Here is a 12,592-nt window from a genome sequence, read left to right as displayed (position 1 = left end):
GGTCAGTTGATGATCTCGCCGCGTTCGTCGTCGCGGAGGGCGGCCAGGCGCTGACGCCACGCCCGCAGGGCGTCGGGGGTGAGCCGGGCCCAGTCGTGGACCTCGCCGACGACCCGGATCGGGGCGGTGCTGCGGAAGGACCGCGTCGGGTTGCCGGGGAACTTCTTGTCCGTGACGTTCGGGTCGTCCTCGAAGACGCCGGTGGGCACGACCTCGTAGACCCGGGGGGCGGCGTCCCCGGCGGCCAGCTCGGCCGCGAGGCCCGCGCCGTCACGCAGCGCGGTGAAGTAGACGTGGTTCATGACCACCTCGGGCCGGTAGTTCGACCGGAAACCCGCCGTCAGCAGGTCGCCGACCCGTAGGTCGGCCTTCGTCCCGTGGAAGAACGGCCCCTCGTCGAGCACGCCGGTCACGGTCGCACCCTACGACGGTGCCGGCGCCAGGTGCCGCCGGAAGAAGCGGGCCGCCTCGTCGCCGGCGTGGGCCGGGACACCCGTGTGCCCCCCGAGGTTCGCGCACAGGGTCTTCTCCGCCGAGCCGAACGCGTCGAACAGGTCCAGCGCCATCTGGCGGTCGTTGCCGCGGTCGTCCCACTGCAGCAGGAGGTGGAGGGGGATGGTCACCGCCCGGGCCTCCTCGAGGATGCTGCGGGGCACGAAGCTGCCCGCGAAGAGTCCGGCCGCCACGAGGCGCGGCTCCACCCGCGCCATCCGCACCCCGATCGCGACGACCCCACCCGAGAAGCCCACCGGGCCGCCGACCTCCGGCAGGGCGAGCAGCGCGTCGAGCAGCGCCCGCCACTCGGGCACCGCGGCCTCCACCAGCGGGAGGACGAGGCGGTCGACGACCTCGCCCGCCACCGGCTCACCGGCGGCGAGGGCGGCGCGCAGGTCGGCCCGGGCGGCCTCCACCTCGGGCAGTGGGGGCCGCCCGCCGCTGCCGGGCAGCTCGAGGGTGGCGGTGGCGAACCCGTCGGAGGCCGCGCTGCGGGCCCGGGCGACCAGCCGCGGGTACATCCCGTCGAGGCCACCCGGATGGCCCATCAGCACCAGCGGCACCGGCGTCGCGGGCGCCACGGGCATCCAGAGGAGGCCGGGGACGTCGGCCAGCAGAAAGCGCCGCTCGACGAGGGTGTCGTCGAGGAGCTGCTCGGAGGTCACCTGCACGGCGCCCACCTTTCGCGAGGGTCCGCGCAGCGTAGGACGGCCGAGCCCCCTCCCGCAGCGGGGAGAGGGCTCGGCCGTGGGGTGCGGCTCGGCGGGTCAGGCGGGCGGGAGGACGTCCGTCTGCGCCGGGAGGTTCGCGACGCCGACCGGGCAGGTGAGCCCGTTGGGGCCGTGGTTGCAGTAGCCGTTCGGGTTCTTGTGGAGGTACTGCTGGTGGTAGTCCTCGGCGTACCAGAACGGGCCGGCGTCGTCGGCCGAGGCGATGCTGGTGGAGATCTCGCCCCGCCCGGCGGCGGTCAGCACGCCCTGGAAGGCCTCACGGGTGGCGTGGGCCGCGGCGTCCTGCCCAGGGGTCGAGGTGTAGATCGCCGACCGGTACGCGGTGCCGATGTCGTTGCCCTGCCGGTTGGGCGTGGTGGGGTCGTGGTTCTCCCAGAAGGCCTTGAGCAGCAGCTCGGGGGTGGTGACGGCCGGGTCGTAGGCGACGAGCACCGTCTCGGCGTGACCGGTGCGGCCGGTGCAGGTCTCCTCGTAGGTGGGGTTCGGGGTGTACCCGCCCATGTAGCCGGCGGCCGTGGTGACCACGCCGGGCAGCTGCCAGAAGATCCGCTCGACGCCCCAGAAGCAGCCCATCGCGACGTAGAGGATCTCGGTCCCCTCGGGCCACGGGCCCTCCAGCGGGGTGCCCAGCACGGCGTGGGTCGACGGGACGGGGAAGATCCGCTGGTCGCGGCCCGGCAGGGCCTCGTCGCGGGAGGGGAAGGTGGTCTTGGCGCGGGAACCGAAGAGCATGAGCGTTCCAACGGCATCGGGTGGCACCGTGTTCCACGGAGCCGCGCCCGTCTCGACATCGGGGAACGACCCCCACGCCGCGGGGTGGCTGGGGGAGACACCGCCGAGGCCCCTACCCTCGGAGCATGACCGTCGACGACCTCGGCTTCTCCTCGCGCGCCATCCACGCCGGGCAGGAGCCCGACCCGACCACCGGGGCCGTGGTGCCGCCCATCCACCAGGTGAGCACCTACAAGCAGGACGGGGTGGGCGGCCTGCGCGGCGGCTACGAGTACTCGCGCTCGGCGAACCCCACCCGCACCGCGCTGGAGGAGTGCATCGCCTCGCTCGAGGGCGGTGAGCGCGCCTTCGCGTTCGCCAGCGGCCTCGCCGGTGAGGACACCGTGCTGCGCGCCCTGCTGGCCCCCGGCGACCACGTCGTCGTGCCGTCGGACGCCTACGGCGGCACCTACCGGCTGTTCAACCGGGTGCTGAAGCCCTGGGGGGTCGAGCACTCCATCGCACGGGTCGCCGACGTCGAGTCGGTGCGGGCGGCGCTGCGGCCGGAGACCCGGATGGTGTGGGTCGAGACGCCCACCAACCCGCTGCTCGGCATCGCCGACATCGCCGCCATCGCCGAGGTCGCGCACGCCGCCGGGGCCCTCCTGGTCGTCGACAACACGTTCGCCTCGCCGTACCTGCAGAACCCGATCGCCCTCGGGGCCGACGTGGTCGTGCACTCCACCACGAAGTACGCCGGCGGCCACAGCGACGTCGTCGGTGGCGCCGTGGTCGTCGCGGCCGGCGCCATGACGCCGCGGGGCGAGTCCGTCGTCGAGCGGGTCGCGTTCCACCAGAACTCGATGGGTGCCGTCGCTGGGCCGTTCGACGCGTGGCTGGTGCTGCGCGGGCTGAAGACGCTGGCGGTGCGGATGGAGCGGCACTGCGACAACGCCGAGGTCGTCGTCGACTTCCTCCAGGGCCACCCGGGGGTCACGGCCGTGCACTACCCGGGCCTGCCCGACCACCCCAACCACGAGGTCGCCTCCCGCCAGATGAAGCGCTTCGGCGGCATGGTCGCCTTCCGGGTCAAGGGCGGCGAGGACGTCGCGGCCAAGGTCTGCGCCGAGACCCGGCTGTTCACCCTGGGGGAGTCCCTCGGCGGCGTCGAGTCGCTCATCGAGCACCCGGCCCGGATGACGCACGCCTCCGTCGCCGGCACCGAGCTCGAGGTGCCGGCCGACCTCATCCGGCTGTCGGTCGGCATCGAGGACGCCGCCGACCTCGTGGCCGACCTGCGCCAGGCCCTCGACCGGCTCACCTGAGCCGTCGGCCGACCGGGGAGGGGGGCCGGCCCGCCCTCACTAGAGTGCGCGGATGCCCGATGTCCTGTGCGTCGACGTCGGCTCGACCTACACCAAGGCCCTGCTCGTCGGCGACGACGGCGAGGTCCGGGGCCGGGCCGCGCACCCGACGACGGTCGGCACCGACGTGATGGACGGCGTCGACGCCGTGCGCGCCGAGCTCGGGGTGGCTCACGACCCGGAGCACCTGGCCCTGTGCTCCAGCGCCGGGGGCGGGCTGCGGCTGGCCGTCGTCGGCTACGAGCGCGAGGTCACGGCCGAGGCCGGGCACCGGGTGGGGCTCTCGGCCGGGGCGCGCGTCGTCCACGTCGCCGCGGGCCCGATGACGGCTGCCGACGTCCGCGCCCTGCGTGCCGCCCGCCCCGACCTCGTCCTGCTGGTCGGCGGCACCGACGGGGGCAACGCCGACGTCCTGCTGCACAACGCCGAGCGCCTGGCCCGGGCACGGGTGACCGCCCCGGTCGTCGTGGCCGGCAACGCCGATGCCGCCGACCGGGTCGCGGACCTCCTCGAGGCCACCGGCCGGCGCCACGTGCTGGCCGACAACGTCCTGCCCCGCATCGGCGAGGTCGCGCCCGGGAGCGCCCGCGCGGCCATCCGCGCCGTCTTCCTCGAGCACGTCATCGGCGGCAAGGGCCTCTCGCGCGGTCGCGGTTTCGCGCCGCTGGTGCGGGCCGCCACCCCCGACGCCGTCCTGCGCGGGGTCGAGGTGCTGGCGCAGGCGCGCGGCGAGGACGTGCTGGTCGTCGACGTCGGCGGAGCGACCACCGACGTCTACTCCGTGCTCACCCCGCAGGGCGAGGACGCGACCATCCGGCGCGAGGTGGTGGGCACGCTCTGGCACGCCCGCACCGTCGAGGCCGACCTCGGGATGCGGTGGAACGCGGAGGCGGTCGTCGAGGCCGCCGCCCGCGAGCGGCTCGACCTGCCGCGGGCCGTGGCGGCGTGGGCGACCACGGTCGCCGCCGACCCCTCTCGGCTGGCCACCACGGCCGCCGAGTGGGACGCCGAGACCGCGCTGGCCCGGGCCGCCGTCACCGTGGCCGTCCGCCGGCACGGGCGCCCAGCGACCCCTGGTGACCGCGCCCGGCCGCTGGCCGACGTGGGCCTGGTCGTGGGCTCCGGCGGCGTCCTGCGGCACGCCCCTGCCGGCGGCGCCGAGGCCGTGCTCGCCCCGGCCCTCGGTGACCACGGCGGCGGCTGGCGGGTGCCCGACCGGGCCCGGGCCGTGGTCGACCGCGAGTACGTGCTGTTCGCCGTCGGGCTGCTGGCCGAGGACCATCCGGACACGGCCGCTGCCCTGGCCGAGCGGCTCGGCGCGAGCGGCTGACGACCGGAACCCGGCACGTGCGGGGTTCGGGTCGCCGCGCGGGGGACCCGACGACCGGTACCCGGCACGTGCGGGACGCCGGACGCGACGCGGCCCGGCCCCTCACGCGAGGGGCCGGGCCGGGCGGATACGCCGCGGGGCGCGGGGTCAGCCGGTGTACGGCGTCGCGCCGAGGATCTTGACGTCGACCTTCTTGCCGTTGGGCGCCTCGTAGGAGACCGAGTCGCCGATGACGTGGCCGTTGACGGCCGCGCCGATGGGGGACTGCTCGGAGAAGACCTGCATCGAGGAGTCGGTGATCTCGCGCGAGCCGAGGAGGAACTCCTCCTCGTCGCCGAACATCTCGACGCGCACGATCATCCCGGGCTCGACCACGCCGTCGTCCTTGGGCGTCTCGCCGATGGTCGCGTTCTCGAGCAGCTGGGTGAGCTGGCGGATGCGGGCCTCCATCTTGCCCTGCTCCTCCTTGGCGGCGTGGTAGCCGCCGTTCTCCTTGAGGTCACCCTCCTCGCGGGCCGCCTCGATCTTCTTCGCGATGTCGGTGCGACCCGGGCCGGACAGCTCCTCGAGCTCGCCCTTGAGCCGGTCGTACGCGGCCTGGGTCAGGAAGCTCTGGTTCGTCGTCGTCTCGGTCACGGCTGCTCAACTCCTGCTGGGTACGTGGGGCGCCGGACCCTCGGGGGGTCGACGCCGAGGGTGCTACGGCAACGGGCCCGGGCCGACCGCTGTCTTCTCAGCGACTATCGGACCCAGACCCGAACGTGAAAGATCCACCTTACCCCCGCGGGCCGGACGGGGCACCTCCGTCCGGACGGGTCGAGGATGTCGTGACCGAGCCGTGACCATCGCAGACGGTCAGCCGGCGTCGGCCCCCCGGACACAGGACTCGACGACGCCGGTGACCGCCCGGGCGCTGGTGCGTACCCGGACGACCTCGTGCACGACGGTCGGACCGGTGGCCGGGACGGTCTCGATGACGGTGCCCACCCGGCCCTTGCGGTCGTCGAGGGCGCTGACCCGGCAGGTGAGGGCGGTCCCCGCGGGGCGCGAGACGTCGAACTCGACCCGGGTCAGGGCGTCGGACTCGACCTCGTAGGCGGTCACCTGCACCCGGACCTGGGCGGAGGTCGTCGACCAGCCGTACCAGGAGATGGCGACCACGGCGGCGAGCAGGGCCAGGCCGGCGGCGAGCACACGGCGGCCCTGCGGGGTGCGCGGGTCGGGCAGCGGCACGGTGCTCCCTCGGGGCGGTCGGTGGCGGGTGACAGAATGGTCTCCGCACCATTCTCGGGGACGCCCCGAGCCCACGACACGAAGGGTCCCCGCATGTCCGAACCGCTCCGGCTCATGTGCGTCCACGCGCACCCTGACGACGAGTCGAGCAAGGGTGCGGCGACGATGGCCAAGTACGTCGACGCCGGCCACGAGGTGCTGGTCGTCTCGTGCACCGGCGGCGAGCGCGGCGACATCCTCAACCCCCGCCTCCAGCACGACGTGCACATCCTGCGCGACCTGGCCCAGGTACGCCGCGACGAGATGGCCCGCGCGCAGGAGATCCTGGGCGTCGGGCACACCTGGCTGGGGTTCGTCGACTCCGGGCTGCCCGAGGGCGACCCGCTGCCCCCGCTGCCCGACGGCTGCTTCGCGCTCGAGCCCCTCGAGGTCACCACCGAGGCGCTGGTGCGCGAGATCCGCCGCTTCCGACCGCACGTGGTCACCACGTACGACGAGAACGGCGGCTACCCCCACCCCGACCACATCATGTGCCACGACGTGTCGGTGGCAGCCTTCGCCGCCGCCGGCGACCCCGCCCGCTTCCCCGAGGCCGGCGCGCCCTGGCAGCCCCTGAAGCTCTACTACAACCAGACCTTCAACCGCGCCCGCATCGAGGCCTTCCACGAGGCGCTCACCGCGCTCGGCGAGGAGAGCCCCTACGCCGAGTGGCTCGAGCGGTGGGACCGCGACGAGCGCCCGGTCACGACCCGCGTCCAGTGCGCCGACTGGTACGACCGTCGCGACGCGGCGCTGCTGGCGCACGCCACCCAGGTCGACCCCGACGGCACCTGGTTCAAGGTGCCGCGCGAGGTGCAGGCCCGGGTGTGGCCGGTCGAGGAGTACGAGCTGGCCGCGTCCTACGTGCCCTACGCCGACATCGAGGACGACCTGTTCGCCGGGCTCCCGCCGACCACCGCCGAGGCCGACGCCCTCGCGACCTCGGGGGACCTGCAGCTCGCCCACGACACCCGCACGGAGCGTGCCGCGTGAACGACACCCCCACCACCGACATCGTCCCGGGGTTCCTGGCCTTCGTCGCCTTCGCCCTGCTCGCCGTGGCCCTGTGGTTCCTCATGCGGAACATGAACGCCCGGATGCGTCGGATGTCCTACCGCCAGCAGCAGGCCCACCGCAGCCGTGACGAGGCCCAGGCGGGCCCCGCCGACACCCGTGTGGTCGCGGCCGGTGCGGCGTTCGGGTCCGACGACGGTCGCCCTGACGGAGAGCGCCCCGACGGGCAGCACCCGGCCGGTCATCACTCGGGCGGCCAGCACGGCGGTCACGACGGCGGTGGGCAGCACGACGGCCACGACGGGGGTTCGGCCACCGGTGACGGCGGCGGCTCCGGTGGGGGCGACGGCGGCAGTGGCGGGAGCGACGGCGGCGGGAGCGGCGGCGACTGACGCCGTGACGCCCGGCTGCCGTTCAGGACCGGGGTCAGGCGGGGGCGGCGGAGAGCGCCATCGACGCCGCCACGAAGTGCGCCATGAAGGCCAGCACCGTCAGCGCGTGGAAGACCTCGTGGAAGCCGAACCAGCGCGGTGAGATGTCGGGGCGCTTGGTGCCGTAGACCACCGCGCCGATGCTGTACAGCGCGCCGCCGATGACGACCCAGGTCATCACCGCACCCCCCACGTGCTGCAGGAGCGGGCCGAAGTAGAACACCGCCACCCAGCCGAGCATCAGGTAGGCCGGGACGTAGAGCCAGCGGGGCGCGTTGGTCCAGAACACCCGGAACAGCACCCCTGCCACGGCGCCGGTCCACACGATGACCAGCATGGTGCGGGCCTGGTCCGGGGGCAGCAGCAACGCGAACGGCGTGTAGGTGCCGGCGATGATGAGGAAGATGTTGGAGTGGTCGAGGCGCCGTAGCACCCCGCCCACGCGGGGCGACCAGGTGCCGCGGTGGTAGACCGCCGAGGTGCCGAAGAGGAGGACCGCGGTACCGGCGAAGACCGCCGCCGACACCTTGCCCTCGGTGGTCGTCGCGAGGGTGACCAGCACGATGCCCAGGACCAGCGCGACCGGCGCCATCCCGGCGTGCAGCCACCCCCGTAGATGGGGCTTGACCTGCTGGATCGCCGCCTCGACCTTGGACTCGACGACCCCTCGCGGACCCGGGTCGGGTGCGGTCGTACCGTCGGTGGAGTCCATCGCTCCACGGTAACCTACGCAACCGTAGGTTGTCAGCGGGCGAACGCCCTCACCGGACCTTCACAGGGTCCGCGCGCGGCTCTCACGACCCGGCGGCGCCCGCGGAGTAGCGTGGCCCGCGGCGTCCGGGCGGTCCGGGGGCACCGACGCAGGCGGGAGGCGCGAGCGCGATGGGGCGGTTCACGGACGTGGCCTACGCCGCGTACGCGAAGCGACTGACCCGCCAGCTCGGCACGGCCGCCGTCCCGCGCCACGTCGGGGTCATGCTCGACGGCAACCGCCGCTGGGCCAAGGCCCGGGGCGCCGGCGCCAGTGAGGGCCACCAGGCCGGGGCCGACAACATCGTCAACCTGCTGTCCTGGTGCGACGAGGTGGGCGTCGAGGTGGTCACCCTGTGGCTGCTCTCGACCGACAACCTCAACCGGCCCGAGGCCGAGCTGCGCCCGCTGCTCGGCATCATCCAGAAGGCCGTCGAGACCCTGGCCGAGGCACACCGCTGGCGCATCCACCCGGTGGGGGCGCTCGACCTGTTGCCGGCCGAGACCGCCGCTCGGCTCAAGGCGGCCGAGGAGACCACGCGCGACGTCGACGGGATGCTGGTCAACGTGGCCGTGGGGTACGGCGGCCGCCGCGAGATCGCCGACGCCGTGCGCTCGCTGCTGCACGAGCACGCCGGCCGGGGGACCTCGATCGAGGAGCTGGCCGAGGTCATCGACGTCGAGCACATCGCCGAGCACCTCTACACCAAGGGCCAGCCCGACCCGGACCTGGTCATCCGCACCTCCGGTGAGCAGCGCCTCGGTGGCTTCCTGCTCTGGCAGAGCGCGCACAGCGAGTTCTACTTCTGCGAGGCCTACTGGCCCGACTTCCGCAAGGTCGACTTCCTGAGGGCCCTACGCGCCTTCGGCGACCGGCACCGACGTTTCGGGGCCTGACCGCCCTCGAGGCCGGCGACGAACGGTCGACCGGAGGGTGGCCAACGGATGATATTTCCCCCCAGTCGCCACCTGAGTCACACGCGTCACTCCGGTGACGACACGCCGGGCATCCGTGCCGACCCCGGCGCAGGGGACGGTCGTACGTTCGCCGTACGGCACAACCCCTCGACCTCAGGGAGCGGCAATGGCTTCGACGACGCAGACGGCTGACACCACGCGATCGAGGACGGGGCCGCACCGCACGTTCGTCCTCGACACCTCCGTCCTGCTCTCCGACCCGCGCGCCATCCAGCGCTTCGCCGAGCACGAGGTGGTGCTTCCGGTCGTGGTCGTCACCGAGCTCGAGGCCAAGCGCCACCACCCCGAGCTGGGCTACTTCGCCCGTCAGTCGCTGCGGATGCTCGACGACCTGCGCGTCTCCGCCGGCCGGCTCGACGCACCGGTGCCGATCGGCGACCAGGGCGGCTCGCTGCGCGTCGAGCTCAACCACACCGACCCCACCTCGCTGCCGGCCGGCTTCCGGCTCGGCGACAACGACACCCGCATCCTGGCCGTCGCCCGCAACCTGGCGAACGAGGGCAGCCACGTCACCGTCGTCAGCAAGGACCTGCCGATGCGGGTCAAGGCCTCGGCGTGCGGCCTGGAGGCCGAGGAGTACCGCGCCGAGCTGGCGGTCGAGTCGGGCTGGACCGGGATGGCCGAGCTCGACGTCACCGTCGAGGAGATGGACCACCTCTACGAGTACGGGCGGCTCGAGAGCGTCGCCGGCGCCGAGTTCCCCTGCCACACCGGGCTGGTGCTCACATCGCCGCGCGGCTCGGGGCTGGCCCGGGTCGGCCCCGACAAGCAGCTGCGCCTCGTGCGCGGTGACCGTGACGCGTTCGGCCTGCACGGTCGCAGCGCCGAGCAGCGCATCGCCCTCGACCTGCTGATGGACCCCGACATCGGCATCGTGAGCCTCGGCGGTCGCGCCGGCACGGGGAAGTCCGCGCTGGCACTGTGCGCCGGCATCGAGGCGGTGATGGAGCGCCGCCAGCAGCGCAAGGTCGTGGTCTTCCGCCCGCTGTACGCGGTGGGCGGCCAGGAGCTCGGGTACCTGCCCGGCTCGGAGGCCGAGAAGATGAACCCGTGGGGGCAGGCCGTCTTCGACACCCTGTCGGCGCTGGTCTCGCGCGAGGTGGTCGAGGAGATCCTCGACCGCGGGATGCTCGAGGTGCTGCCGCTCACCCACATCCGCGGGCGCAGCCTGCACGACGCCTTCGTGATCGTCGACGAGGCCCAGAGCCTCGAGCGCAACGTGCTGCTCACCGTGCTCTCCCGGATCGGTCAGAACTCCCGCGTCGTCCTCACCCACGACGTGGCCCAGCGCGACAACCTGCGGGTGGGGCGCCATGACGGGGTCGTCGCGGTGGTCGAGGCGCTCAAGGGGCACCCGCTGTTCGCCCACGTCACGCTCACCCGGTCCGAGCGCAGCCCCATCGCGGCCCTGGTCACCGACCTGCTGGAGGGCATCGAGGTCTGACCCGGCGACATCCCCGGAAGATCCCCCTCCGAGCGGCTGCTCAGTCCTCGATTTCACCCCCATGGGACCAGCGCCTACAGTAAGGTCTCGATTCCGTAACGTTGGGTGTGTCTCGTGCATGCTCCCGTCCCACCCCTGGAAGGCACCACCGCGCTCTCATGGCCCGCTATACCCCCCGGCACGCCCCCCGACACGCGGCCCCCCGCCGTTCCACCGGCCGGTCGGCGCTCTCGGCCGTCGGCAAGCCGGTCGTGTCCACCGGGCTCGTGGCGGCCGCGGTCATGGGCGGGATGGCGCTCGTGCCCCTCGACGACCGCGCCAACGCCGACCCGCTGACGCTCGCGATCGACGCGGCCACCACCACGACGTCGCTCGAGGAGAGCCGCACCGCGAGCCAGGACGACGTGCGCGTGGCCACCGACCGGTCCGCGACCAACGACCAGCGCGCGGTGCTCGCGGCCAAGGCCGACAGCGCCGCGCGGGCCCAGGCCGCCGCCCTCGCCAAGGTGCGCCAGCAGCAGGCCGAGCGTGCCGCCCGCGCCGCCGAGCGCACCCGCATCTTCTCCAACGCGCAGGACGACCCCAAGGCCGCCGCGCAGATCCTGCTGCCCGAGTACGGCTTCAGCCAGGGTCAGTGGCCGTGCCTCGAGCAGCTCTGGACCGGCGAGAGCGACTGGCGCTGGTGGGTGGCCAACTCCTCCTCGGGCGCCTACGGCATCCCGCAGTCGCTGCCGGCCTCCAAGATGGCCACCGTCGGTGCCGACTGGCGCACCAACCCCGTCACCCAGATCCGCTGGGGGCTCGACTACATCAAGCGCTCGTACGGCTCGCCCTGCAACGCGCTCGACATGTGGAACAGCCGCTCCCCGCACTGGTACTGACCGACCTCCGACCTCGACGCCCCGGCCCCGTGCCGGGGCGTCCGTCGTTCGTACGCCGCGCGGGAGGCACCCCCGGGTGCGGCTCAGAGCTTGCGCAGCCGGATGTGGCTCACCGAGTGGTCGTGGCTCTTGGTCAGCACCAGCGTGGCCCGGTCGCGGGTCGGCTGGATGTTCTCGACCAGGTTGGGCTCGTTGATGCGCTCCCAGATGGCGGTGGCGGTGGCGGTGGCCTCCTCGTCGCTGAGGGCCGCGTACCGGTGGAAGTACGACTGCGGGTCGGCGAAGGCCGTCTCGCGCAGCCGCAGGAAGCGCTCGACGTACCAGTGCCGCACGTGCTCGGGCGGGGCGTCGACGTAGACCGAGAAGTCGAAGTAGTCCGACAGGGCGGTCGCGCTGCCCCCGTCGGGCCGGGGCGCCGGAGGTTGCAGCACGTTGAGCCCCTCGACGATCAGGACGTCGGGCTTGCGCACCTCGGTCGGCTCGGGCAGCACGTCGTAGGTCAGGTGTGAGTACTGCGGCGCCGGCACCACCGCCATCCCCGACTTCACGTCGGCGACGAACCGCAGCAGGGAGCGACGGTCGTAGGACTCGGGGAAACCCTTGCGCTGCAGCAGCCCTCGTCGCTCGAGCTCGGCGTTGGGGTAGAGGAAGCCGTCGGTCGTCACGAGCTCGACCCGCGGGGTGTGCGGCCAGCGCGACATCAGCTCGCGCAGGATGCGGGCCGTGGTCGACTTGCCGACGGCCACCGACCCGGCCACCCCGACCACGAACGGCACCCGGCTCGGCCGGTCGCCGAGGAACTCGCTGGTCGCCAGGCGCAGCCCGTGCACGGCCTCGACGTAGAAGTGCAGCAGACGCGACAGCGGCAGGTAGACGTCCTCGACCTCGCGCAGGTCGAGCCGGTCGCCGAGCCCTCGCAGCCGGGCCAGGTCGTCCTGGGTCAGGCTCATCGGGTGCTCTTCGCGCAGCCGCGACCACTGCTCGCGGTCGAGCTCGACGTAGGGGGTCGGCAGGCCGGCGTCACCGGCGGCGCCGAGACGCGCGAGCGCCTCCTCGGCCGCGGTCACGGGCGCCATCATTGCGTATCGCCCCGCGCCGGGCGGCCGGACGCGCGCCGACATCCGGCCCGGCCCGCGGCGGCGACCCCCGCGGCCGCCCCGCCCGGGGGCGCCCCCGGCGTGCGGCTCTGGG

14 protein-coding genes are annotated in these 12,592 nt (G+C 73.6%); 7 read left to right on the top strand and 7 right to left on the bottom strand.

What is annotated here, in order from left to right; translation table 11 throughout:
* Positions 1-2 precede the first annotated feature (2 nt).
* The 3 genes from arr to msrA form a co-directional block, all read right to left on the bottom strand.
* A complete protein-coding gene (gene arr, locus ATL31_RS11300; protein WP_101395854.1) occupies positions 3-413 on the bottom strand; it encodes an NAD(+)--rifampin ADP-ribosyltransferase in 411 nt (136 codons plus the stop codon).
* 9 nt (positions 414-422) lie between these two features.
* Positions 423-1,166 (bottom strand): alpha/beta hydrolase, encoded by a 744-nt coding sequence (locus ATL31_RS11295; protein ID WP_101397548.1) that lies wholly within the window; start codon positions 1,164-1,166, stop codon positions 423-425.
* 96 nt (positions 1,167-1,262) lie between these two features.
* On the bottom strand, positions 1,263-1,958 hold the full coding sequence (gene msrA / locus ATL31_RS11290) for a peptide-methionine (S)-S-oxide reductase MsrA (RefSeq protein ID WP_101395853.1): 696 nt from the start codon (positions 1,956-1,958) through the stop codon (positions 1,263-1,265).
* 125 nt (positions 1,959-2,083) lie between these two features.
* Between msrA and ATL31_RS11285 the strand changes: the two genes are divergently transcribed.
* Both ATL31_RS11285 and ATL31_RS11280 read left to right on the top strand, forming a co-directional pair.
* Positions 2,084-3,262, top strand: coding sequence for a cystathionine gamma-synthase (locus tag ATL31_RS11285; protein WP_101395852.1), 1,179 nt, complete (start codon positions 2,084-2,086; stop codon positions 3,260-3,262).
* 52 nt (positions 3,263-3,314) lie between these two features.
* On the top strand, positions 3,315-4,631 hold the full coding sequence (locus ATL31_RS11280; RefSeq protein ID WP_101395851.1) for a glutamate mutase L: 1,317 nt from the start codon (positions 3,315-3,317) through the stop codon (positions 4,629-4,631).
* Between the two features lie 147 nt (positions 4,632-4,778).
* Here the strand turns inward: ATL31_RS11280 and greA are convergent, their stop codons facing one another.
* Together greA and ATL31_RS11270 are read right to left on the bottom strand one after the other, a co-directional pair.
* Positions 4,779-5,267: a transcription elongation factor GreA gene (gene greA / locus ATL31_RS11275; RefSeq protein WP_101395850.1), complete on the bottom strand. Its 489-nt coding sequence runs from the start codon at positions 5,265-5,267 to the stop codon at positions 4,779-4,781.
* Positions 5,268-5,486: 219 nt separating this feature from the next.
* Complete coding sequence (locus ATL31_RS11270; RefSeq protein WP_158239841.1) at positions 5,487-5,864, bottom strand: DUF4307 domain-containing protein; 378 nt, start codon at positions 5,862-5,864, stop codon at positions 5,487-5,489.
* Positions 5,865-5,957: 93 nt separating this feature from the next.
* Between ATL31_RS11270 and mca the strand changes: the two genes are divergently transcribed.
* Entirely contained in the window at positions 5,958-6,896 is a 939-nt protein-coding gene (mca, locus tag ATL31_RS11265; protein WP_101395849.1) for a mycothiol conjugate amidase Mca, read from the top strand.
* Complete coding sequence (locus tag ATL31_RS11260; RefSeq protein ID WP_101395848.1) at positions 6,893-7,309, top strand: hypothetical protein; 417 nt, start codon at positions 6,893-6,895, stop codon at positions 7,307-7,309. The genes mca and ATL31_RS11260 overlap by 4 nt, the downstream gene beginning before the upstream one ends.
* 34 nt (positions 7,310-7,343) lie before the next feature.
* Here ATL31_RS11260 and trhA read toward each other — a convergent pair whose 3' ends face one another.
* Positions 7,344-8,060 carry a PAQR family membrane homeostasis protein TrhA gene (trhA, locus tag ATL31_RS11255; RefSeq protein WP_101395847.1) on the bottom strand — a complete coding sequence of 239 codons (717 nt, stop codon included), beginning with the start codon at positions 8,058-8,060 and terminating at the stop codon, positions 7,344-7,346.
* Between the two features lie 170 nt (positions 8,061-8,230).
* Between trhA and ATL31_RS11250 the strand changes: the two genes are divergently transcribed.
* The 3 genes from ATL31_RS11250 (at position 8,231) to ATL31_RS11240 (ending at position 11,401) form a co-directional block, all read left to right on the top strand.
* A complete protein-coding gene (locus ATL31_RS11250) occupies positions 8,231-8,995 on the top strand; it encodes an isoprenyl transferase (protein ID WP_101395846.1) in 765 nt (254 codons plus the stop codon).
* Positions 8,996-9,182: 187 nt separating this feature from the next.
* Positions 9,183-10,520 (top strand): RNA 5'-3' helicase PhoH2, encoded by a 1,338-nt coding sequence (phoH2, locus tag ATL31_RS11245; RefSeq protein WP_101395845.1) that lies wholly within the window; start codon positions 9,183-9,185, stop codon positions 10,518-10,520.
* Positions 10,521-10,678: 158 nt separating this feature from the next.
* Positions 10,679-11,401 carry an aggregation-promoting factor C-terminal-like domain-containing protein gene (locus tag ATL31_RS11240; protein WP_245862336.1) on the top strand — a complete coding sequence of 241 codons (723 nt, stop codon included), beginning with the start codon at positions 10,679-10,681 and terminating at the stop codon, positions 11,399-11,401.
* An 83-nt stretch (positions 11,402-11,484) separates the two neighbouring features.
* Here ATL31_RS11240 and coaA read toward each other — a convergent pair whose 3' ends face one another.
* Positions 11,485-12,477: a type I pantothenate kinase gene (coaA, locus tag ATL31_RS11235; RefSeq protein WP_101397541.1), complete on the bottom strand. Its 993-nt coding sequence runs from the start codon at positions 12,475-12,477 to the stop codon at positions 11,485-11,487.
* Between the last annotated feature and the right edge of the window lie 115 nt (positions 12,478-12,592).

The sequence above is a fragment of the Phycicoccus duodecadis genome, assembly GCF_002846495.1.
Lineage (GTDB): Bacteria > Actinomycetota > Actinomycetes > Actinomycetales > Dermatophilaceae > Phycicoccus > Phycicoccus duodecadis.
This window is presented reverse-complemented; position numbering and strand designations above follow the sequence as displayed.

What these genes read in the sequence shown, in the direction of transcription:
- msrA (WP_101395853.1), bottom strand. Translation starts at nt 1,958, where the DNA reads ATGCTCTTCGGTTCCCGCGCCAAGACCACCTTCCCCTCCCGCGACGAG.
- ATL31_RS11285 (WP_101395852.1), top strand. Translation starts at nt 2,084, where the DNA reads ATGACCGTCGACGACCTCGGCTTCTCCTCGCGCGCCATCCACGCCGGG.
- ATL31_RS11280 (WP_101395851.1), top strand. Translation starts at nt 3,315, where the DNA reads ATGCCCGATGTCCTGTGCGTCGACGTCGGCTCGACCTACACCAAGGCC.
- mca (WP_101395849.1), top strand. Translation starts at nt 5,958, where the DNA reads ATGTCCGAACCGCTCCGGCTCATGTGCGTCCACGCGCACCCTGACGAC.
- trhA (WP_101395847.1), bottom strand. Translation starts at nt 8,060, where the DNA reads ATGGACTCCACCGACGGTACGACCGCACCCGACCCGGGTCCGCGAGGG.
- ATL31_RS11250 (WP_101395846.1), top strand. Translation starts at nt 8,231, where the DNA reads ATGGGGCGGTTCACGGACGTGGCCTACGCCGCGTACGCGAAGCGACTG.
- phoH2 (WP_101395845.1), top strand. Translation starts at nt 9,183, where the DNA reads ATGGCTTCGACGACGCAGACGGCTGACACCACGCGATCGAGGACGGGG.
- ATL31_RS11240 (WP_245862336.1), top strand. Translation starts at nt 10,679, where the DNA reads ATGGCCCGCTATACCCCCCGGCACGCCCCCCGACACGCGGCCCCCCGC.
- coaA (WP_101397541.1), bottom strand. Translation starts at nt 12,477, where the DNA reads ATGGCGCCCGTGACCGCGGCCGAGGAGGCGCTCGCGCGTCTCGGCGCC.